The 20,730-nt window shown below is 65.6% G+C and carries 26 protein-coding genes; 15 read left to right on the top strand and 11 right to left on the bottom strand.

The annotated features are described in order from the left end of the window. Positions 1 to 5: 5 nt before the first annotated feature. Positions 6 to 698: a thiamine phosphate synthase gene (gene thiE / locus ACQR3T_RS26660; RefSeq protein ID WP_032380247.1), complete on the bottom strand. Its 693-nt coding sequence runs from the start codon at positions 696 to 698 to the stop codon at positions 6 to 8. A gap of 158 nt (positions 699 to 856) precedes the next feature. Between thiE and thiO the strand changes: the two genes are divergently transcribed. The 7 genes from thiO to ACQR3T_RS26625 all read left to right on the top strand — a co-directional run bounded on the left by thiO (position 857) and on the right by ACQR3T_RS26625 (position 7,295). Then, entirely contained in the window at positions 857 to 1,924 is a 1,068-nt protein-coding gene (thiO, locus tag ACQR3T_RS26655; RefSeq protein WP_428695653.1) for a glycine oxidase ThiO, read from the top strand. After that, positions 1,921 to 2,136, top strand: a complete 216-nt coding sequence (gene thiS / locus ACQR3T_RS26650) for a sulfur carrier protein ThiS (RefSeq protein WP_032380248.1) — start codon at positions 1,921 to 1,923, stop codon at positions 2,134 to 2,136. The genes thiO and thiS overlap by 4 nt, the downstream gene beginning before the upstream one ends. A gap of 112 nt (positions 2,137 to 2,248) precedes the next feature. Beyond that, on the top strand, positions 2,249 to 2,998 hold the full coding sequence (locus tag ACQR3T_RS26645) for a thiazole synthase (RefSeq protein ID WP_032380249.1): 750 nt from the start codon (positions 2,249 to 2,251) through the stop codon (positions 2,996 to 2,998). 214 nt (positions 2,999 to 3,212) lie between these two features. Further along, on the top strand, positions 3,213 to 4,175 hold the full coding sequence (locus tag ACQR3T_RS26640) for an ABC transporter ATP-binding protein (protein WP_032401761.1): 963 nt from the start codon (positions 3,213 to 3,215) through the stop codon (positions 4,173 to 4,175). Then, positions 4,175 to 4,945 (top strand): ABC transporter permease, encoded by a 771-nt coding sequence (locus tag ACQR3T_RS26635; protein ID WP_094680728.1) that lies wholly within the window; start codon positions 4,175 to 4,177, stop codon positions 4,943 to 4,945. The genes ACQR3T_RS26640 and ACQR3T_RS26635 overlap by 1 nt, the downstream gene beginning before the upstream one ends. Positions 4,946 to 4,978: 33 nt before the next feature. After that, positions 4,979 to 6,436 (top strand): M28 family peptidase, encoded by a 1,458-nt coding sequence (locus ACQR3T_RS26630; RefSeq protein WP_428695554.1) that lies wholly within the window; start codon positions 4,979 to 4,981, stop codon positions 6,434 to 6,436. A gap of 37 nt (positions 6,437 to 6,473) precedes the next feature. Then, positions 6,474 to 7,295, top strand: a complete 822-nt coding sequence (locus tag ACQR3T_RS26625; RefSeq protein ID WP_037172004.1) for an adenylate/guanylate cyclase domain-containing protein — start codon at positions 6,474 to 6,476, stop codon at positions 7,293 to 7,295. Here ACQR3T_RS26625 and thiD read toward each other — a convergent pair. Then, the gene (thiD, locus tag ACQR3T_RS26620) at positions 7,257 to 8,111 is read right to left on the bottom strand and encodes a bifunctional hydroxymethylpyrimidine kinase/phosphomethylpyrimidine kinase (RefSeq protein ID WP_032380254.1); all 855 of its coding nucleotides are present in this window, start codon (positions 8,109 to 8,111) and stop codon (positions 7,257 to 7,259) included. The genes ACQR3T_RS26625 and thiD overlap by 39 nt on opposite strands. Positions 8,112 to 8,402: 291 nt before the next feature. On the opposite strand from thiD, the gene ACQR3T_RS26615 reads away from it, so the two are divergent. The 3 genes from ACQR3T_RS26615 to ACQR3T_RS26605 all read left to right on the top strand — a co-directional run bounded on the left by ACQR3T_RS26615 (position 8,403) and on the right by ACQR3T_RS26605 (position 9,865). After that, complete coding sequence (locus tag ACQR3T_RS26615) at positions 8,403 to 8,729, top strand: GNAT family N-acetyltransferase (protein ID WP_032380255.1); 327 nt, start codon at positions 8,403 to 8,405, stop codon at positions 8,727 to 8,729. Between the two features lie 104 nt (positions 8,730 to 8,833). Further along, entirely contained in the window at positions 8,834 to 9,184 is a 351-nt protein-coding gene (locus ACQR3T_RS26610) for a GNAT family N-acetyltransferase (protein WP_428695553.1), read from the top strand. 84 nt (positions 9,185 to 9,268) lie between these two features. After that, entirely contained in the window at positions 9,269 to 9,865 is a 597-nt protein-coding gene (locus ACQR3T_RS26605; RefSeq protein ID WP_428695552.1) for a hypothetical protein, read from the top strand. Here ACQR3T_RS26605 and ACQR3T_RS26600 read toward each other — a convergent pair. The 3 genes from ACQR3T_RS26600 to ACQR3T_RS26590 are packed head-to-tail and all read right to left on the bottom strand — an operon-like array spanning position 9,835 to position 12,254. Next, positions 9,835 to 10,635 carry an exodeoxyribonuclease III gene (locus ACQR3T_RS26600; RefSeq protein ID WP_428695551.1) on the bottom strand — a complete coding sequence of 267 codons (801 nt, stop codon included), beginning with the start codon at positions 10,633 to 10,635 and terminating at the stop codon, positions 9,835 to 9,837. The two genes, ACQR3T_RS26605 and ACQR3T_RS26600, sit on opposite strands and share 31 nt — an antisense overlap. Positions 10,636 to 10,687: 52 nt before the next feature. Continuing rightward, the gene (locus ACQR3T_RS26595; protein ID WP_428695550.1) at positions 10,688 to 11,632 is read right to left on the bottom strand and encodes an N-acetylglutamate synthase, CG3035 family; all 945 of its coding nucleotides are present in this window, start codon (positions 11,630 to 11,632) and stop codon (positions 10,688 to 10,690) included. A gap of 22 nt (positions 11,633 to 11,654) precedes the next feature. Further along, positions 11,655 to 12,254, bottom strand: a complete 600-nt coding sequence (locus ACQR3T_RS26590; protein WP_428695549.1) for a peptide deformylase — start codon at positions 12,252 to 12,254, stop codon at positions 11,655 to 11,657. A 326-nt stretch (positions 12,255 to 12,580) separates the two neighbouring features. Between ACQR3T_RS26590 and ACQR3T_RS26585 the strand changes: the two genes are divergently transcribed. The 5 genes from ACQR3T_RS26585 (at position 12,581) to ACQR3T_RS26565 (ending at position 16,803) form a co-directional block, all read left to right on the top strand. After that, entirely contained in the window at positions 12,581 to 12,919 is a 339-nt protein-coding gene (locus tag ACQR3T_RS26585) for a DUF3263 domain-containing protein (protein ID WP_032380761.1), read from the top strand. Between the two features lie 59 nt (positions 12,920 to 12,978). Next, a complete protein-coding gene (locus tag ACQR3T_RS26580; RefSeq protein WP_428695548.1) occupies positions 12,979 to 13,512 on the top strand; it encodes a LytR C-terminal domain-containing protein in 534 nt (177 codons plus the stop codon). A 114-nt stretch (positions 13,513 to 13,626) separates the two neighbouring features. After that, complete coding sequence (gene sodC, locus ACQR3T_RS26575) at positions 13,627 to 14,343, top strand: superoxide dismutase[Cu-Zn] (RefSeq protein ID WP_428695547.1); 717 nt, start codon at positions 13,627 to 13,629, stop codon at positions 14,341 to 14,343. A 1-nt stretch (position 14,344) separates the two neighbouring features. Next, the gene (locus tag ACQR3T_RS26570; RefSeq protein WP_428695546.1) at positions 14,345 to 15,475 is read left to right on the top strand and encodes a glutamate--cysteine ligase; all 1,131 of its coding nucleotides are present in this window, start codon (positions 14,345 to 14,347) and stop codon (positions 15,473 to 15,475) included. A gap of 38 nt (positions 15,476 to 15,513) precedes the next feature. Beyond that, positions 15,514 to 16,803, top strand: a complete 1,290-nt coding sequence (locus tag ACQR3T_RS26565) for a DUF5933 domain-containing protein (protein ID WP_428695652.1) — start codon at positions 15,514 to 15,516, stop codon at positions 16,801 to 16,803. On the opposite strand, the gene mnhG is transcribed toward ACQR3T_RS26565, so the two are convergent. The 6 genes from mnhG to ACQR3T_RS26535 form a co-directional block, all read right to left on the bottom strand. After that, positions 16,769 to 17,110 (bottom strand): monovalent cation/H(+) antiporter subunit G, encoded by a 342-nt coding sequence (gene mnhG, locus ACQR3T_RS26560; RefSeq protein WP_032380261.1) that lies wholly within the window; start codon positions 17,108 to 17,110, stop codon positions 16,769 to 16,771. The genes ACQR3T_RS26565 and mnhG overlap by 35 nt on opposite strands. Then, positions 17,107 to 17,364: a monovalent cation/H+ antiporter complex subunit F gene (locus ACQR3T_RS26555; RefSeq protein ID WP_032380262.1), complete on the bottom strand. Its 258-nt coding sequence runs from the start codon at positions 17,362 to 17,364 to the stop codon at positions 17,107 to 17,109. The genes mnhG and ACQR3T_RS26555 overlap by 4 nt, the downstream gene beginning before the upstream one ends. Beyond that, positions 17,361 to 18,002, bottom strand: a complete 642-nt coding sequence (locus ACQR3T_RS26550) for a Na+/H+ antiporter subunit E (RefSeq protein ID WP_329955168.1) — start codon at positions 18,000 to 18,002, stop codon at positions 17,361 to 17,363. The genes ACQR3T_RS26555 and ACQR3T_RS26550 overlap by 4 nt, the downstream gene beginning before the upstream one ends. A gap of 8 nt (positions 18,003 to 18,010) precedes the next feature. Next, positions 18,011 to 19,654, bottom strand: coding sequence for a Na+/H+ antiporter subunit D (locus ACQR3T_RS26545; RefSeq protein WP_032380263.1), 1,644 nt, complete (start codon positions 19,652 to 19,654; stop codon positions 18,011 to 18,013). Continuing rightward, positions 19,651 to 20,307, bottom strand: coding sequence for a Na(+)/H(+) antiporter subunit C (locus ACQR3T_RS26540; RefSeq protein ID WP_428695545.1), 657 nt, complete (start codon positions 20,305 to 20,307; stop codon positions 19,651 to 19,653). Before ACQR3T_RS26540 ends, ACQR3T_RS26545 begins: the two co-directional genes overlap by 4 nt. Then, positions 20,304 to 20,730 (bottom strand): MnhB domain-containing protein (locus ACQR3T_RS26535; RefSeq protein WP_428695544.1); only part of this gene is annotated, 427 nt, incomplete at its 5' end. The genes ACQR3T_RS26535 and ACQR3T_RS26540, both read right to left, overlap by 4 nt.

Genomic DNA, 20,730 nt, shown 5'->3' with positions numbered 1-20,730 from the left:
CCCGGCTAGGCCTGCAGAGCCTCGACCAGCGCGCGAGCGGCTGCCTGTGGGTCGCGGGCCTCGGTGATGGCGCGGACCACCACGATGCGGTCGGCACCGGCTGCCCTCACCTGATCCACGTTGGTGGCGTCGACGCCACCGATGGCGAACCACGGCCGCTCCGGCAGCGCGTCCGCGGTGGCCCGCAGAGTCTCGAGCCCAGCGGCCGATCTGTTGGGCTTGGTGGGCGTCGGCCAGACCGGCCCGACGGCGAAGTAGTCGACGCCGTCCTCGATCGCGGCGAGCGAGGACTGGGCGCGGTTCTGCGTCGAGCGGCCGATCACCACGTCCGGACCGAGGATCTGGCGGGCGTAGTGCACCGGCAGATCGCCCTGACCGAGATGCAGCACGTCCGCGCCGGAGGCCAGCGCCAGGTCCGCGCGGTCGTTGACCGCCAGCAGTGCACCGTGCCGCTTGGTCGCGCCGAGCAGAATCGCCAGTGCAGCGAGCTCGTCCTTGGCCTCGAGCGGCCCGAACTGGCGCTCACCGGCCGAGTTCTTGTCGCGCAGCTGAATGATGTCGACGCCACCGGACAACGCGGCCTCGGCGAACTGCGCGAGATCGCCCTTGTCACGCCTGGCATCGGTACACAGGTACAGGCGAGCGGACGCAAGACGCTCACGGGGAGTCTGATTGCGGGCGGTCTGAGATGGATGCACAAAGCGAACTGTATTCTCATGGTGGCCGCCACCGACGACGGAGTGGCCGAGATTTCGCGGGAGTCCCGAGGATCGTGGGGCTGAGAGTGGGTTCGCCGCCCTTACCGTCAATACCTGAACCCGATCATGCGGGCGCAGGGAGTGAGGACGTGAATCGCGTGCACATCGTCGTTATCGGCGGAGGCGTCATCGGGCTGTCGACGGCGCTGCGCCTGAGCCAGGACGGTCACCGAGTGGTCGTGCACGATCCCGCTCTTGGCAAGGGTGCGTCCTGGGTGGCCGGCGGCATGCTGGCACCGCTGTCCGAGGGGTGGCCGGGCGAACACGAACTCCTGCACCTCGGTGCTGCCTCGCTGGCGCGGTGGCCGGACTTCGCCGAGCGCCTGCCCGGCCCGGCGGTGTTCTCCGCGTCCGGATCGGTGACGGTTGCCCTCGACTCCGCCGATGCCGCAGATCTGCGGACCGTTGCCGAGTGGGTGGGCGAGCAAGGACACGAACTGGAGATTCTCGGCCGCGCACAGCTGCGTGAGCTCGAACCCGCACTGGCACAGAACATTCGGCTCGGCCTGCTGGCACCGACCGAGCTGTCCGTCGACAATCGAGCGCTGGTTGCCGCGCTCGAGCAGGGATGCCTGGATGCGGGAGTGGAGTTCGTGACCGCCCCGGTGGAGACCATCCCCGATGCCGACCAGGTGGTGCTGGCCGCCGGCGCACAGTCGGCCGCGCTGTGGCCCACGCTGCCCGTCCGTCCGGTCAAGGGCGAAATCCTGCGGCTGCGTCGTCGACCGAGCGCCGCGCCCCCGCCGCACCGCACAATTCGCGGAACCGTGCACGGCAGACCGATCTACCTGGTGCCACGGGGGGACGGATTGGTCGTCGGCGCAACACAATACGAATCCGGTCAGGACACCCAGGTCACCGTCGCCGGGGTACGAGACCTGATAGCCGACGCCGAACGGCTCATGCCCAGTATCGGCGAATACGAGCTGTACGAAACAGCTGCCGGACTGCGGCCCATGAGCCCGGACGGACTACCCATCATCGGCAGGCTGTCTCCCCAGGTGATCGTCGCCACCGGTCACGGCCGCAACGGGATTCTGCTCGCCCCCATCACCGCCGACGCGGTAGCCGCACTTATTGCCGGCGAAGCGCTGCCCGAGGCGAAAGCGGCCGACCCCGAACGCTTCTCGCACATTCACAGCCCGCAGATCGAAAGGACACCATGACACAGGTTGCCATCGGCATCACCGTCAACGGCGAGGATCACCTGCTCACCGAGGACATGACCATGACTCGGCTTCTCGACAAGCTCGGAATGCCGGAGAAGGGCATCGCCGTCGCCGTCGACGGTGCCGTGCTGCCCAAGAGCCGGTGGGACACCACCGACGTCCAAAAGGGTTGGACCATCGACGTTCTCACGGCGGTTCAGGGTGGTTGAGGGTCGTTCCGCGGGCTCCACTCCCGGGGTGGCTGAGGGTCGTTCCGCGGGCTCCACTCCCGGGGTGGCTGAGGGTCGTTCCGCGGGCTCCACTCCCGGGGTGGTTGAGGGCATGGCGGGTCTGACTATTGCGGACCGCACCTTCACCTCTCGGCTCATCACCGGCACCGGGGGAGCGGCCAATCTCGCGGTACTCGAGGAGGCGCTCGTCGCGTCCGGAACCGAACTGACCACTGTTGCGATGCGCCGCGTCGACGCCGCGGGTGGGACGGGAGTGCTGGATCTGCTGCGCCGGTTGAACATCGCGCCGCTGCCGAACACCGCAGGATGCCGAGGATCGGCCGAGGCCGTGCTCACCGCGCAGCTGGGTCGTGAGGCGCTCGAGACCGACTGGGTGAAACTCGAAGTGATCGCCGACGAGCGAACCCTGCTGCCCGACGCCATCGAATTGGTCAAGGCCGCAGAGCAACTCGTCGACGACGGCTTCCAGGTGCTGCCGTACACCACCGACGACCCGGTGCTGGCCAAGCGCCTCGAGGACATCGGCTGCGTGGCCGTCATGCCGCTCGGGTCGCCCATCGGCACCGGTCTCGGCATCGCCAACCCGCACAACATCGAGATGATCGTCGACGCCGCAACGGTGCCGGTGATCCTGGACGCGGGTATCGGTACCGCCAGCGACGCCACCCTCGCGATGGAACTCGGCTGCGACGCGGTGCTGCTCGCCACCGCGGTGACCCGGGCGAAGGACCCGGCGCTGATGGCGTCGGCGATGAGACATGCGGTAGCGGCTGGTTACCAGGCCCGACATGCGGGACGCATCCCGAAACGATTCTGGGCGCAGGCCAGCTCGCCGATGTGAGCGGCTGCGTCGGCGGCCCGGCACCTTCCAGGGTGCTGCGTATCCGGCAAACGCGCGCGCGTTTGCGGCTGCGCCTGGTTGGCCACGGGTGCCGATGTAACCGCGTGCCGCCCATGTGACCGACTGTCTCAGGGTGTGTGTCATCCGAAAGGATGATGCAATCGGCGACTGTAGGTCGATGTGCGGACGCGTTCGATCGGGGAAGGTTGACCCCATGATCGAAGTGACAGGATTGACCAAGCAATACGGCGCGGTGACGGCGGTCGACAACCTCACCTTCACCATCAAACCCGGCATCGTGACCGGCTTCCTCGGCCCGAACGGCGCAGGCAAGTCGACCACCATGCGGATGATCCTCGGGCTCGACCGACCCACCTCGGGCTCGGCGACCATCGAGGGCAAGAGCTACAGCCATCTGAAGCAGCCACTGCGTACCGTCGGCGCTCTGCTCGACGCCAAGTGGGTGCACCCCAATCGTTCGGCACGTGCTCATCTCGAGTGGATGGCTGCGTCCAACGGCATCCCCAAGTCGCGCGTCGAAGAGGTGCTGCGTCTGGTGGGACTGTCCGAGGTCGCGAAGAAGAATGCGGGCGGCTTCTCGCTCGGCATGTCGCAGCGGCTCGGTCTCGCCGGCGCTCTGCTGGGCGATCCCAAGGTGTTGCTGTTCGACGAGCCGGTCAACGGCCTCGACCCCGAGGGCATCGTCTGGATCCGAAAGTTCATGCAGCGCTTGGCAGCCGAGGGCCGCACGGTACTGGTCTCGAGCCACCTGCTCTCGGAGATGGCCCAGACTGCAGAGCACCTCATCGTCATCGGACGCGGCAAGCTGATCTCGGATTCCTCGGTGCAGGAATTCATCGACCACGCTTCCGAGGCATCGGTGCGCGTGCGCAGCCCACAGCTCGACGGGCTTCGACAGGCACTGACCACGGCCGGTCTGACCGTGCGCGAGCCGGACAAGACCGATGAGCTTCAGCCCTCGCTCGTGGTGCTGAACTCCACGACCGACACGATCGGCGATATCGCCGGGCGCGCCGGAATCACCCTGCACGAGTTGGCCTCTCAGCGAGGCTCACTCGAGGAAGCATTCATGAAACTCACCGGAGACACAGTGCAGTACCACGGCGCGGGCGCCGAAGACCAGAACACTCAGCAAGCGATGGGCGGGTCACTCTGATGGGCGTCTTGGCAGCAGAAAGAATCAAGTTCACCTCGACCAAATCGCCGTGGTGGTGCAGCGCGATCGTGGTGGTATTCGGCCTCGGGTTCGGAGCCATCCTCGGTTGGGCCGCAAAGACGGCCATCGGCCCGGATGCTCCGGAGGGGCTTCCGCCGACCACCGCATACGACGTCGTCGGCAGCGGTGTAGGCGGGCTCGGGATCATGGTGCTGATGATCCTGGCGGCCCTCACCGTCACCAGCGAATACCGCTTCGGCCTGATCCGGACGACATTTCAGGCGGTCACCAACCGGGCCTCGGTGCTCGGTGCCAAAGCGCTGATCGTCGGCGTGTACGGCGCGGTGCTGTCGCTGATCCTGGCGTTCGGTGCATTCTTCCTGGCGAAATCGATCGCGGGTGAAGAAGCAGGCGCGCTCCTGAGCTTCGACGTCGACGGCACATGGCGAGTCATCTACGGCACTGCCGTCCTGGCGTTCGTGCAGATCGTTCTCGCTGTCGCGGTGGGTGCGCTCATCCGGCAGTCCGCCGGTGCCATCGCCGTCCTACTGTTGTGGCCGTTGCTGATCGAGAGCCTCGTCGGAGTCATCCCGAAGGTCGGCGAGAAGATTCAGCCGTTCCTGCCCTTCAAGAACGCCGACCATTTCTTGGGCGGCTCGGCGGGCACCGACTTCCATTGGGGTCCGGTCGGCAGTCTGATCTACTTCGTCGTCTTCACTGCGGTGATCTTCGGCGCAGCAGTGTTCGTGGTCAATCGTCGGGACGCCTGACACCCTGCGATTTGTCTGGGTAGGGTGTCCGCTATGCGGATTTCCTTGCTTGCAGGTAGCGCCGTCACTGTGTTGATTCTGGCCGGTTGCTCGTCCACCTCGGACGAGGAACCGGCCAGAGTTTTCGCGACACCCGACGGGCCGGGGCTGTCGGCCGCGGTCACCGAGGACGCCCTGGTCGGGCACCTCCAGGAATTGGAAACGATCGCCGCCGCACATGACGGAAACCGCGCCGCCGGTACCGCCGGATACGACGCGAGTGTCGATTACGTTGTCTCGCAACTCGAATCGGCCGGTTTCGAGGTCACCACTCCGGAGTTCGAGTTCGAGACCTTCGAGGCGCAGACCCAGACCCTCTCTCTCGCGGGCACCGAGATTCCGGTGTTCGCGCTCAGCTATTCACCGACCACGCCTGCAGAGGGCATCACTGCGCGCGTCGTCGGGGCCCCCGCCGGTGCAGACGGATGCGAGGCAGCCGATTACGCCGGCCTCGATCTCGCCGGTGCGGTCGCCGTCGTGCCGCGTGGCGTGTGCCCGTTCGGTGCGAAGCAGACCGTCGCCGCCGAACTGGGCGCGGCAGCCACGATCATCGTCAACAACGAACCGGGACCGCTGGATTCGGGGACACTCGGCGATCCCGAGACCGCAAAGATCCCGACCGGCGGCGTCAGCCAGGAGGACGGCGCAGCGGTCCTCGCGGCACCCGAGGTCACGTTGACCCTCGTCACGACGACCGACACGACCACGAGCCGCAACATCATCGCCCAGACCACCACCGGCTCGACCGAGAACGTTGTGGTGGCGGGTGCTCACCTCGACAGCGTGCCCGAGGGCCCGGGCATCAACGACAACGGCACCGGCACATCGGCAGTGCTCGAGACGGCTCTGCAGATGGGTAGTGCGCCCGAGGTGACCAACGCGGTGCGCTTCGCGTTCTGGGGTGCCGAGGAGGACGGGCTCGTCGGTTCCACCAAGTACGTCGAGGGCCTGTCCGACGACGACAAGCGAAACATCGCTCTGTACTTGAACTTCGACATGATCGGCTCGCACAACGCCGGCTACCTCGCGTACGACGGCGACGACTCCGACAAGGTCGGTGAGCCCGCGGGACCGGCCGGATCCGACGCCATCGAGCGCACCTTCGTCGAGCGGCTGGCCGCCGACGGTGTCGCCGCGGACGGCACCGACTTCGACGGTCGATCCGACTACGGCCCGTTCATCGAGGTCGGCATTCCGGCGGGCGGCGTGTTCAGCGGCGCGGACGAGAACAAGACGACCGAGCAGGCTGCAAAGTGGGGCGGCACCGCCGATCAGACCTTCGACGAGAATTACCACACGGATCAGGACACCCTGGCGAACGTCGACCGCGCCGCACTGGCGAAGAACGGTGCCGCCGTCGCCTACGGAATCGGCGTCTACGCGCAGTCGGTGGAGGGCCCCAACGGAGTTCCGGTCGGTGCTGCGCGCGAGGCCGCACGCGCCGAAGGGTGAGGCTAAGTATGTGTAACCGTGGGTTACGCTCGATGCTGTGAACGCAGTCGTCTCCTCGGTGGTGGAGTGGGTCCGCACCACCAATCGAGCGCCCACGGTGGTCGGGGCGGTTCGACGTGTGCGGCGAGCACTACCCGGCGACCCCACGTTCGGCGATCCGATGTCCATCGACGGCCCGGGGCGAGCATTGGCCGTCGCCCGCGTTGCGGATCGGTTTCTGGCCGCCAACGGACTCGACGACGAACCGGGTGCATCCCGTGAAGTCGGCCTCGGTGCCCTGCAGGTGTGGCAGGCAATTCTCGAGCGGGCCGGCCGCGGTCGCGGCGAATCGGACGTCACGATCGTCTTCACCGACCTCGTCGGATTCTCGTCGTGGTCGCTTCGTGCGGGCGATACCGCCACCCTGACTTTGCTTCGCAAGGTCTCGAAAGCCGTCGAACCCGAGGTCGCGTTCCGCGGCGGTCACGTCGTCAAAAGGCTGGGCGACGGCATCATGGCCGTGTTCTCCGATGCGGACAAAGCCGTCGAGGCCGTGTTCGCGGCACGGGATGCCCTCGGCGCCGTGAATGTGGACGGACACACCCCGACGATGCGAGTCGGTATCCACACCGGCAGCCCGCGTCAGGTGGGATCGGACTGGCTCGGTGTCGACGTCACCGTCGCCGCCCGCGTGATGCAGACCGGCGGAAACGGCAACGTCATGATCTCCGCCGCGGCCCTCGAGGCGGTCCCGCCGGAGGTGCTCGACGCCCTACACGTGGTGGCCAAGCCCTATCGCCGCAGCTTCTTCGCTCCGAAGATCAAGGGCGCGCCCGACGACCTACGCATCCTCCGACTCGTGCAGTCGCCACAGCGGTGACACCGGGCCGTGGCCCGCACCCAGGTCGTAGGACGCGGCCAGGCAACGGGTGACCCACTCCTTACCGAAGGCCACCGCGTCGGGCATCGAGTATCCGTGTGCCAGTGCCGACGCGATCGAGGCAGCGAGGGTGTCGCCGCCGCCGTGATCGTTGCCGGTGTCGATGCGGTCACTGGTGAATTCGAGGAACGTGTCGCCGTCGAACAGCAGGTCTGTGCTGTGGGTGGATGTGCGCAGATGACCGCCCTTGACCAGTGCCCACTGCGCGCCCAGGCCGTGCAGGGCTTCCGCGGCGCGGTGCGCGGACGCGTCGTCGACCACCTCGATGCCGGTGATCAACCGGACCTCGTCGAGGTTGGGGGTCACCAGCGAGGCGATGGGAAACAGTGTGTGGCGGATGGCGTCGAGCGCTTCCGCGTGCAGTAGCGGATCGCCGTGCATCGATGCGCACACCGGATCGACGACCAGGGGTACCGGCCGGTCGCGGCCGATGCCCACCTCGGTGCACACGGCGGTGACCGCTTCGATGATGGCGGTGGACGCCAACATCCCGGTCTTCGCTGCGCCGACGCCGATGTCCGAGACCACCGAGCGAACCTGGGCCGCGACTATCTCGGGCGGGATCTCGTGGAAGCCCGTCACGCCGACGGTGTTCTGGACCGTCACCGCGGCGACGGCAACGCACGCATGGACGCCCAACATGGCCATCGTGCGGCTGTCCGCCTGGATTCCGGCCCCGCCGCCGGAGTCGGTTCCGGCGATCGTCAGCGCGCGGACGGGAGTCTCGCCGTTGGGCGTGAGCGGTAGGAACTTCACGAGAGACGACAGTACCGGCGGGGCGGAGGCGACCGCCTCGGCGGCCGAATCCGAACCTGTGAATATTCGGTGAAAACGCGTCGTGGCTTCGAATGTTGTTGTATCACAACGTCGAACAGGGCAGCTTATGACCGATACCAGCATTCGAGTCGGGATGGACGGACAAACCTACGCATCCGAAGGTTTGTTGGTAGAAAAGGTGACAGAGCCACCGCGCGCATGTTTAATAGTGGTGCACGTCACATTCGATTCACTCGTTCACCACCCCATACACAGCGAAGGAGGCGTCCCATGCTTGCGAGTTCTCCTAGCGCTGATGTCTCGATCAACAAAGATCAGAACCGGTTCGAGCTCCGATTGAACGGCGATCTCGTCGGGATCGTCGGATTCTTCGAGGTGGAGGGAAACGGCACTCGCGCAACACGCACGCACGTCGTGTCCTTCATGCACACCGTCGTCACCGAGGACTTCGGTCATCAGGGTCTGGCCGGAATCTTGGTACGTCGCGCGCTGGACAGTGCACGTTCCTACGGTTGGAAGGTCAGGCCGGTCTGCACCTACGTGCAGCGATTCGCCGCCGCGAACCCGGAATACAACGACATGCTCGTCGCCCTCTGACCACTACTCGGGTCGGTCTCTCGCGGTCACATTACGGACTCGACTCGGCGACGATCGAGGCACTCGCCTCGCGTCACGCGAGTAACACTGGTCTCATAAGTGACATGAGTCACATCATTTCTCGTCGCTCCGTCCCGGCGACACCTGTCGAGCGACCCGTCGTCCGCATCGAGGACGACGCCGATCACAGTAGATTCGACCTCTTTGTCGACGACGAGCTCGTCGGCATCCTCGGCTACCGCTTCGGTGACGGGGACGTGGGCGACGGATGCGTCGTCGCGCTCATGCACACGGTCGTCAAAGAGGAGTACGGCGATCGCGGTTGGGCCGGTGTGCTGGTGCGAGCCTCGCTCAACACCGCGCGCGATCGACAGTGGCGCATCGTCCCGATCTGCACGTACGTCCGGCGCTACCTGGCGCAGCACGAGGAATTCCTGGACCTCATCGCCGAATAGAGAGCACTGCTCTTGCCTGGAGTGCATCGAGGGTGAATACTGCTTCCTGTAGAGAGCGCCGCTCTCGAAAGGTTGGTACCTCCGATGCGTGCAGCTCTGTACCTCTTCATCGGCCTCAGTTTCGCCCTCTACCCCGCATTGCGGCCCTACTCGGACGAGGTGGGCAGTGCAGGAGCGGACGCCTTCGCATCCTCGAGCTGGGTGCTGGCCCACACCTTCGCGATGCTCGGCTTCATTGCGCTCGGACTGGCCGTGCTCTACGGAGGTCGACGGTCCGATCCCGCAGTGGTCACCACCTGGATCGGCGTCGGGCTGGTTCTGCCGTACTACGGCGCAGAGACGTTCGCGCTGCATGCCCTGGGTGTCGACGCCGCAGCGAACTCGAACCCCGGTCTGATCGATCTTGCCGATCCGATTCGCTACTCGATTGTGCAGTCGACGATGTTCGCGCTCGGGCTCGTCTCGATTGCCGTCGGGCTGGTGCTGTTCGCTCTGCGGAACCGCTACGCGATGGTGCTGGCCGCCGGATTCGTGCTGTTTCTCCCGCAGTTCTACACCCCGCCGGCCGTGCGGATCGCCCACGGAATCCTGATTGCCGTAGGAGCGATCATCGCCGCGCGAGCAGTGGCCGGCAGTTCGGTCCGGCCTGCTCAGCCGATCTCGACGATCACCGGCGCGTGATCGCTGGCTCCCTTGCCCTTGCGTTCCTCGCGGTCGATCGATGCACCGGAGACTCGGGCCGACAGTGCAGGCGAGGTCAGCGCCATGTCGATGCGTAGGCCTTGCTTCTTCGGAAACCGCAACTGTGTGTAATCCCAGTAGGTATACGTTCTGGGCTCGGGGGTGAACTGCCGCGTCACCTCGGTGAATCCGGCGTCGGCGAACGCGGCGAAGGCATCACGCTCGGGCTGGGAGGTGTGGGTCTTGCCCTCGAACAGGGCAGAATCCCAGACGTCCTCGTCGGTGGGCGCGATGTTCCAGTCGCCCACCAGCGCGATCTGGGCCTGCGGATCGGCCGCAACCCACGCCTGAGCTTCGGCCTTCAGTGCGGCCAGCCATTCGAGTTTGTAGGTGTAGTGCGGGTCGGCGAGCTCGCGGCCGTTCGGCACGTAGAGGCTCCAGACGCGCACACCGTCGCACGTGGCTCCGATGGCGCGGGCTTCCTGCGCGGGATCGATCTCGGGATCCTTGCTGAAGCCGGGCTGATCCTCGAACCCGATCTGCACGTCGTCGAGACCGACCCTGGACGCGATCGCGACGCCGTTCCACTGACTCAGTCCGACGTGGGCCACCTCGTACCCGATATCGGTGAACCGCTGATACGGAAACTGTGCGTCCTTGCACTTGGTTTCCTGCATTGCCAATACATCGACATCGGATCGCTGCAGCCAATCGACGATTCGATCCTGACGAGAGCGGACGGAGTTCACATTCCAAGTAGCCAAGCGCACGGGAAGGAACCCTATAGAACGCCTCCGACAGAGTGTTCGACCGATCGCGTCATCACGAATCCGGTCGCACGTAGCGATAGTGATGATGGTCGACGAAACCCAGGTCTCGGTACAGGGCGAGCGCGACGGTGTTGTCCACGGCCACCTGCAGGTACGCGTGGGTTGCACCGTGCTCGCGTCCCCACCGCACCAATTCGCCGCACATCAATGTGCCGAGACCGTTGCGACGATGTTCGGGGGAGACCCAGAGCGAGGTCAGCCCCACCCAGCGACGACCGTCCGGGGCGGTGGTGACGGCCGCTCGCCCGACTGCGATCGTGCCTGATCCGACTTCGCCGGCCCCGAGCGCGCCGAACCCGAGGGTGCCCTCGTGGATCGCCGACGCCACTTCTGCAGCGCCGTGAGGTGCCGCGCGGCCTTGATAGTGCAGTGACGTCAACCAGTCGGCGGTCGGCTCCGCAGTGACGGTGATGGCCGAGTCGCCGTCGCGCAGAACAAGATTCGAGATGTCCGCCGCCATGACGGCACTCTCGTTGTACGACGTCCATCCGGCCGGAGCGGTGCCGAGACGATCGGGAAGCGACAGCGTCGGCGTCAATCCCCGTGCGGTGTATCGATCGCAGATTCTCGCCAGCGTCTCGGGCGTCGTCGACGCGCCGGGCTCGAGCGGTGCCGCCGAATTGGCGCGACCGGTGAAACCGTGACCGAAGCGCAGCTGCCAACCGTCGATCCATTCTCGCTCGACGCCCGGCCATCCGTCGGCAGCGGCAGCTTCGAGTGCCCTGATCTCCGACGTCCGAATCGGCCTCGGGCCCAACGGTTTCAAGGCTACGACGCGCTCGGCGGCAACCTGCACCAACGATCCGTCCCGGCCGCGGACCGAGACGGCATCGGCGTCGAGCGTCACCAACTCACCGATCACGTCCGTCATCGGATGGGTGTGCCCGGGCGGCAGCCGATAGCGGAGCATCACCCGGGTACCCACCGGAATGCTCACTGATCGAAGTTCATCGGGTCGTTCAGTCTTCGTCGTCGTCGTGCCCGAACGGATCGTCGACGGTGCCGGGCGTCCAGCTCAGACCCGGCACGCCCCAGCCGGCGCGCTTGATGGCCTTCTTGGCTGCCCGTGCGTGTCGTCCGATGAGTACGTCGGTGTAGAGGAAACCGTCGAGATGACCCACTTCGTGTTGAAGCATCCGAGCGAAGAAGCCTCGGCCTTCGATGTCGACGGGATCGCCCTTCGCATCGGTGCCGGTCACCCGAGCCCAGTCGGCGCGGCCGGTGGGGTGCTGCTCGCCGGGAACCGACAGGCAGCCCTCGTCGTCGTCATCGGGATCGGGCATCGTCTCGGGAATCTCGGACGTCTCGAGGACGGGGTTGACGACCTCCCCGCGTCGCCGGACGACCTTGCCGTCCGCGCCTTGGTCGGGGCAGTCGTAGATGAACAGACGTTTGCCGACGCCCACCTGGTTCGCCGCGAGACCGACGCCGTTCGCGGCGGCCAGGGTCTCGTACATGTCGGCGATCAGCTCGGCCAGCTCGGCGGGTGACTCGGTGACGGGAGCGGTTGCGGTGTGGAGCACCGGATCGCCGACGATCCGGATGGGAAGAATTGCCATGGTCGACAAGGATAGTGGTGCGGGAGTGGAGCCTGCGGAATGACCCAAGAGGTGCGGGAGTGGAGCCTGCGGAATGACCCAGTGGGGTGGTGCATGTGGTCTCTTGCGCTGCCGGTCTTCATCGAACACGCCACGCGCCGGTACCTCGCGGGAGCCGTGCCTCGGGCGTCGAGCATGGTTGAATGATTCTCGAAACACAACTGTGTAATTCAGTCGGTGCGCGTACGGGTGCCGGCAGTACTGGGGGAAGCAGATTTCCCCAGGGTCTGTGGTCTCACGAGTCGGTGATCGCACAGGTCCAGGGAGTCGAGAAGTCGAGGAGTGGGATGGACGGCGCAGCAGCGCGTGACTCGAACCAGGCTCAGCAACCGGGAAGTTCGGACGGCTCGCAGGATCCGAACGAAGTCGGTGCAGACGGCCTGAGTCGACGAGAGCACGACATCCTGTCCTTCGAGCGGCAGTGGTGGAAGTACGCCGGCGCGAAGGAAGAGGCCATCAAGGAACTCTTCTCCATGTCGGCCACCCGCTACTACCAGATTCTGAACGCATTGGTCGATCGTCCGGAGTCGCTCGCCGCGGATCCGATGCTGGTCAAGCGCCTGCGCCGCCTGCGGGCGAGTCGGCAGAAGGCTCGCGCGGCACGTCGGCTCGGTTTCGACGTCTGAGCAGGTCCGAATATCGGCGTGTTCCGAGTCGCCGTTGACGGTCGGCTAGGGTCGAGTACGTGAGCAGCCCCAACCCGGAACAGACCGGCCCACCACTCCGCGCTCTGGCCATGGTGTTGATTTCGCTCGCGATCCTGTTCGCGGCGATCGGTGCACTCTCGCTCACCGGTTCCGATTCCGACGAGGCGGCTGCCGAGCCCTCCGCTTCCGAGACGACCAGCGCGCCGGCTGCGGTTGCACCGACGACGCAGGCCCCAGCAGCGCAGGTACCGGAAGGTGACGCGTCGACCAGCTCCGCGGCCCCCACCACCTCGGGCACCTCCGCCGACGTCGAAGTGCGGGTGCTCAACAACTCCAACGTCTCCGGTCTCGCGGCCGGTACCGCGAGCACCTTGACCGCCGGGGGATGGAACGTCGCCGAGACGGGCAACTTCAGCGAGGCCCAGTTCGCCCAGACGGCGGTGTACTACGGAACTGCTGCAGGTGAGGAACAAGCTGCGCAGTCGATCGCCACGGAACTCGGTGTTCCTGCCGAGCCCAAGCCGACCTCGCTCGAATCCACGGTCGGCGTCGTCGTCATCGTGACGCAATAGGTTATCCAGACCCCAGAGTTCACCACATCGACGACGTGCCCGGTTCGGTCGAATCGGGCGGCACGTTATTATTTTCGAGCCCGGCGAAACTGCCTGAAAGAGGAGCGATTTCCGATGGACATGTTCAAGCGACGCACTGCTGCAACCCGATCGTTGCGTTACGCGGTGCCGGTCCTCGCGATCGCAGCGCTCGGTCTCTCTGCCTGCAGCAACGGCGAGGTTGCGTCCGATACCCCCGGCACCGTTCCGCCGGTCTGGACCGGCGAGTCCGATCCGTCGGCGGCCGCTACGGCAGGCGACGGCCGGGCCGAGTCCGGGTCGAGCTCCGAGGAGACCATCGAGGGCACCCTCCGCAACGCTTCCGGCGCCGAGGTGGGCACAGTGACGTTCGCGGCCGAGGGCGAGAAGCTCACCGTCACCGCCGAGGTCGAGAACATGACTCCCGGATTCCACGGCTTCCACGTTCACACCGTGGCCGCCTGCGAGCCGAACTCCGTGGCTCCCACCGGCGGGGAACCGGGCGCGTTCCTGTCTGCGGGCGGTCACCTGCAGGTCGACGGCCGCACCGAGCATCCGGCCAGCGGCGATCTGACGTCCATCCAGGTCGGCGAGGACGGCACCGGACGACTCGTCACCACGACCGACACGATCACGCTCGACGATCTGCGCGCCGGCGGTGCGGGAACCTCGGTGATCGTGCACGAGGGTGCCGACAACTTCGCGAACATTCCGCCGCGGTACACACTTCCCGACGGTGCCGCGGTGCCGGACATGACGACCCTGATGACCGGCGACGCCGGTGCTCGGGCTGCGTGCGCGGTACTGCAGTAGTTTGAGCGCTCCCCGGATCGACTTCGCGAGTTCACCTCGCCCGACGCTCGGCGTCGAGTGGGAGATCGCACTGGTCGACAAGAACACGCGAGACCTGGTCAACTCCGCCGAAGCGGTGATGGACGGCGTGCGCGATATCGCCGGGGACACCCCTCGGGTAACCAAGGAATTGCTGCGCAACACCGTCGAGCTCGTCACCGGAGTGTGCGAGAACGTCGGTGAGGCCATGGAGGACCTCGGCGGCTCGTTGGACCTGGTGCGCCGCGCCGCGGATCCACTGGGAATCGACCTGTTCTCGGCGGGCACGCACCCGTTTGCCGAATGGTCCACCCAGCAGCTCACCAGCTCGCCGAGCTACGACGAGCTGATCGCGCGCACCCAGTGGTGGGGTCGGCAGATGCTGATCTGGGGAGTGCACGTGCACGTGGGAGTCTCGTCGCCCCACAAGGTCTTTCCCATTCTCAACTCGCTGCTCCTGCAATACCCACACCTGCTGGCATTGTCCGCCTCCTCGCCGATCTGGGCTGGAAACGACACCGGATACGCCAGCAATCGTGCGCTGATGTTCCAGCAGCTGCCGACAGCCGGTCTGCCGTTCCAGTTCGAGGACTGGTCGCAGTTCGAGGGATTCGTTCGCGATCAGCTCAAGACCGGCGTCATCGAGCAACTCGGCGGCATGCACTGGGACATCCGGCCGGCACCGAAGTGGGGAACCATCGAGGTCCGAGTGTGCGACGGGGCGTCGAGCAAGCGGGAGTTGGCGGCCCTCGTCGCGTTGACTCACTGCCTCATCGTCCACCTCGACGAGCGACTCGAAGCGGGGGAGTCACTGCCGTCCATCCCGCCGTGGCACGTGCAGGAGAACAAGTGGCGAGCGGCCAGGTACGGCCTCGATGCCGAGATCATCCTGGACTCGAGCAGCAACGAACGCCTGGTCACCGACGATTTGCACGATCTGCTCGAAAAGTTGACGCCGACGGCCGTGCGGTTGAACTGCGTCGACGAGTTGGCCGCGGTGGCCGACATTCCCCGGCGCGGGGCGTCGTACCAACGCCAGCGTGCGGTGGCTGCGCAGTCCGGCGGCGATCTGCGAGCCGTGGTGGAGTCGTTGGTCACCGAGCTCCAATCGTGACCGTTTGTATTTAACTTTGTGTTCACTCACCGTTTACGATCAACGGCGTGCTGCAGGGGGACGTCGGGACCGTCGAGGTCGATTCGACACGTGAGAACTCTGTTCGTCCCCTGATCGTCGGCGCTGCCCTCGTTGCCGCGTTCCTGGTGCTGCTGCAGATCATCGCGACGGTCTGGAACTTTCCCGGCCCGCTGCCGAGCGTGTGGAACGACCTGTTCGGCACACCGAAGTCGATGTCGCTGCCGTGGGCGGCGCTGGTCCTGGCCACTGTAGGTCTGAACACTGCTCTCCGTCTGCGCACCCTGGCCATCGCGGCGCTGATCGATGTTGCTGTGCTCGGTGTCCGATTCGGTTTCGACGCCACCCTGACGGTCGGCAACGGCCCGTCCCTCGTGTTGGTCGGGCTCGGAGTCTACGTCGCCCGTCGGGGGGACACTCGGGCGATGCGCGGTGTTGCTCTGGGAGCACTGCTGTTGCTCGCGACCAAGGCGGGCGACGCCTGGTTGCACATCACCACCGTCGCCCGGCCCTACGTTCTCGACGAATACGCATACGCCGCCGATCACGCGCTGGGGAATCCGTCCTGGGTCCTGGGCAACATCCTGGACCGCCTAGGCCCGGTCGCCGAAGGAACGCTGCACTGGATCTACATCCAGCTTCCCGTCGCGGCGATCGTCGTTGCGCTGTACCAGCTACGTGGAGTTGCCGCGGGTGCAGCCTGGCCGAGGCACTTCCTGTTCCGCACGTTCCTGCTCATCGGACTCGTCGGACCGGTGTTCTATCTGTTGTTCCCGGTGGTGGGACCGATGTTCGCATTCGATTCGTGGCCGTCGCAGGTCTTGCCGCTCTCCGGCGCGCTCGGCGAGATCCCGTTCGACTCGGAGACTCCGAGAAACTGCATGCCGAGCCTGCACACCGCATGGGCGCTGAGCATCTTCATCCATTCCCGACGTGGCCCGTGGTGGCTGCGCGCCGGCGGCACCCTGTGGTTGCTCGGTACGCTTGCCGCCACTCTCGGATTCGGCTACCACTACGGGGTCGATCTGGTGGCCGGTGCAGTGCTGTGCCTGACCCTCGAATCCGTTCTCCGCGACCCCGAGCGCGGCTGGAATCGGGCCCGAATCACGTTGGTGGCCTACGGCTGCGCCGCGATGGCTGCACTGTTGGTGAGCTACCGCTATCTCGCCGCCGCATTCGCGTCACACCCTCAGGTGTTCGGGCCGCTCGTTCTCGGCGTACTGGCAGCCATGGCGTTCGGCTTCCATGCGGTGTTCTTCGCCGATTCGCGCCGAGCTACCGATCGGACTCGTCCGGTTCCATCTCGTTGACGATCAGCAGGCCGTCGCGACCTCGCTGCTCTCGGTAGGCCACGCGGCCGACCGTATGAGCGATCACCGGAGCGGTCACCAGGGTGAAAATACCCACCAGCACGAGCATCCAGATGTCGACGTTTCCGCGCAGGCTGATGATCGCCCCGATCAACACCATGATCAGACCGACCACCTGCGGCTTGGTGGCCGCGTGCATCCGCGAGAGAGTATCGGGGAAGCGCACGATACCCACGGCGGCGGTGAACGCCAGCAGCGCGCCCAACAGAATGAAGATAGAGGCAATGACCTGCGCAACGGTGCTCATTCGTCCCTCACTCTGAAACGTGCGATGCTGACCGATCCGACGAAGCTGACCAGCGACAGCGCGACGATGGCCGGTACCAGCGTGGTGTCGCGGCTGTAGACGGCCCACACCGCGAGGCCGCACATGGAGACGGCAAGAATCGTGTCCATGGCGACGAGTCGGTCGAGTGTGCTGGGGCCGTCGAGCAGTCGGAACGCGGTCAGGATCGCGGCGGCGATCAGGAGGACGCCGGCTACGGCGAGTACGACGGTCACGACCAGTCCCCCTTCCTCTTGTCGTCGGTCTTCTTGTCGTCCCGCGGAGCGTCCGAATCGGCCTCGACGGGGTCGTCGCCGAGCACCCCGTGGTATTGCTCGTACTCCTGGTAGTGCAGGGGGCTGGGCTTCCAGTCGGAATCACGCTCGAAGCCGGCGATGAACAGCTTCTCCAGATGTCGGACGTAGGCGTAGAAGCCGTCGACCGCCTTTTGGGTACCCATGTCCAGCACGTGCACGTACAGCAGGCGTCGGGTTCGGTCGATCTCGAGCACCATGGTGCCGGGCACGAGATTCATTGCGTCGACGAACAGGGTGAGCACCAGATCGGATTTGATCGCGATGCGGCAGCGCAGCACTCCGGTGACCGGCGGGGCCTTCGGCCGGATCGCCAACCAGGCGACGCTGACGCTGGATTCGATTGCGTAGTAGAGGAATACGACGGCGAGTTTGACGAGCGAGAACACGTGGATGCGGCCCTCGACCGGCACCCGCGGCAACGGCAGCAGCACCATGATCAGTAGACCCACCGCGATACCGCCGAGGATGTTCGCGGCAGAAACGTTGCCCCACAACAGCACCCAGATGGCCGTCAACCAGGCGAGGGTCCACAGACGAAGCAGAATCGAGCGGTCCATCTTCATCTTCATCGGGTGCCCTCCTCGTCTGCACGAGCCTGCTCGTAGGCCTGATCGCCGACGAATTCCGCACCGCGCACCGCGTCGATGTACACCGAGCGATCGCGGAGGTCCGCTGCGGCGCGGTCGCTGATGTCGATGATGCGGCCGGCGAACACTGTCATCGCCAAGCCGACGACGACGAGGCCGATCGTGGGGATCAACATGAAGGCCGGCATCCGGCCGACGTCCTCGCGGTCGCCGAACTGAATGTCCGACGAGTCGTCGAGCAGAGCGGACGGGCTGTTGTCCGCCAGGTCGCCCTCGGGGGCGTCGGCGCGAGCCCGCCAGAACGCCTTGGTCCACACCCGGGCCACCACGTACAGCGTCAGCAGGCTGGTCACGGTGCCGCCGGCGACGAGTAGCCAGGCCAACACGCTGCCCTGTTCACTACCGGCCTGCAGCAGAGCGACCTTGCCGATGAAGCCCGAGAACGGTGGAATGCCACCGAGATTGAGGGCGGGCACCAGGAACACGATCGCCAGCACCGGGCTGGCCGCAGCCAAACCGCCGAGTCGTCGCAGTGACGACGAACCGGCCTGACGCTCGATCAGACCGACGACGAGGAACAGTGTCGTCTGCACCAGAATGTGGTGCGCGACGTAGTAGATCGAGCCCGACAATCCCGATTGCGTCGACAACGCGACACCGAAGATCATGTAGCCGATGTGGCTGACGAGGGTGAACGAGAGCAGTCGTTTGATGTCGCTCTGCGCGATCGAGCCGAGGATGCCGACGAGCATCGTCAGCAGACCACAGACCATCAACACGTTGTCGAGTGAGCCGTCCGGGAACAGCAGGGTGTGTGCGCGAATGATCGCGTACACACCGACTTTCGTCAGCAAACCGGCAAACACTGCCGTGACCGGGGCCGGGGCGGTGGGGTACGAGTCGGGAAGCCACGTCGACAGCGGGAACACCGCGGCCTTGATGCCGAACGCCACCAGCAGCACGGCGAAGATCGCAGTTCTCGTGCCTGACGGGATGTCGTCCATCCGCACCGCGATATGTGCCAGATTCAGCGTTCCGGTGGCGCCGTAGACCAGGGCGATACCGATCAGGAAGATCAGCGAGGACACCATCGAGACCATCACGTACGAGACGCCTGCTCGCACGCGGTCTGCGCTGGCTCCCAGAGTCAGGAGCACGAACGAGGCGGCCAGCAGTACCTCGAAGCCGACGAACAGATTGAACAGGTCGCCGGCCAAGAAGGCGTTGCACACGCCTGCGGTCAGTGCGAGATAGGTCGGCAGGAAGATCGAGACCGGCTGATTCTCACTGCCGTCGCGGATACCCTGACCGATCGAGTACACCATGACCGCGAGCAACACGATCGAGGAAACGACGAGCATCATCGCCGAAAGTCGGTCCACCACAAGGGAAATGCCGAGCGGTGAATCCCAACCGCCGACCTGAAGTGCGCTGGTGCCATCGCGATCGGCGAGGTAGAGCATCATCGACGAGATCGCGACCACGGCAGTCAGGGCGACGATGGTGATGAAACGCTGCGCGCGGGGTTTGCGGCCGAGTACCAACGTCAGGGCCGCGGCGAGCATCGGAATGAGAACGGGTAGTGGAGTCAGGGCATCGATCACGCCCGGGGAGATCGTCACTTGCCGTCTCCCTTCGTGTCGTCGGTGCTGCGGTCGTCGGTGCTGCCGTTCTCTGGGCGGCTGTCGTCCTTCTCGGCCGTATCGAGACCGTCGAGCCCGCGGAGCTGTGGATTGTCGTCGTCGTTGTCGAAGTCGCCGTCGTGCAGATCCTCGTAGCATTCGAGGTCTTCGAGGTTTCTGATCTCCTCGAGGGGGATCGGATTGCCCTTCGAGTCGAATGCGTCGCCGCCGAAGCTCGGTTCGCCCGTCACCGGGTCATCGGAGCGGTCGCGGTCGGGTGCCTCGGCCATCGACCGGCGCTTGGATACCTTGGTGTCCTCGGGGTCGTTCTCGACGTCGTCCTTGGTGTTGAGCGTGAACGATCGGTAGGCGAGTGCGAGGACGAAGGCCGCGATACCCATGGTGATGACGATTGCCGTCAGGATCATCGCCTGCGCCAACGGATCGGCCATGCTCTGGCCCAGGGAGTTGTCCCGGCCCACGATGGGCGGCGTACCGGCCGGCCCACCGACGGTGAGCAACAGCAGATTGACGCCGTTGCCGAACAGCAACAGGCCGAGCAACATCTTGGTGATGCTGCGTTCGAGCAGCAGGTAGACGCCGGCGGCGACGAGGACGCCGACGATGACGAGCATTCCGAGATCAGCGGTCATGGGGCGCTCACTCGGCCTTGGCTCTGCATTTCCACCTGTGCGTCGAGACGTGCGCCGAGACTGCGCAGCACGTCGAGTACCAACCCGACCACGATGAGATACACACCGAGGTCGAAGAACAATGCGGTGACGAGCTTGATGTCACCGAGTATCGGCAGCGTCACTTCCAACGTCGCCGAGGACAGTGCAGGCGCGCCGAGGAACATCGACGCCACCGCCGTGCCTGCCGCGAAGATCAACCCGAGACCCAGGATCTTTCCGGCATCGATCGGCACCGCTTCGCCGAGCTCGTAACGGCCGCCCGCGAGATATCGCAGCACCAACGCCAAGCCGGCCGTGAGACCTCCGGCGAAACCGCCGCCGGGGGCGTTGTGGCCGGAGAAGAAGAAGTAGATCGAGAGCACCATGATCGTCGGGAAGATC

The organism is Rhodococcus sp. IEGM1428, from assembly GCF_050321865.1.
In the GTDB taxonomy this organism is placed as follows: Bacteria; Actinomycetota; Actinomycetes; order Mycobacteriales; family Mycobacteriaceae; genus Rhodococcoides.
The sequence above is the reverse complement of the archived record's forward strand: the minus strand, read 5'-3'. Positions and strand labels throughout refer to the sequence as shown.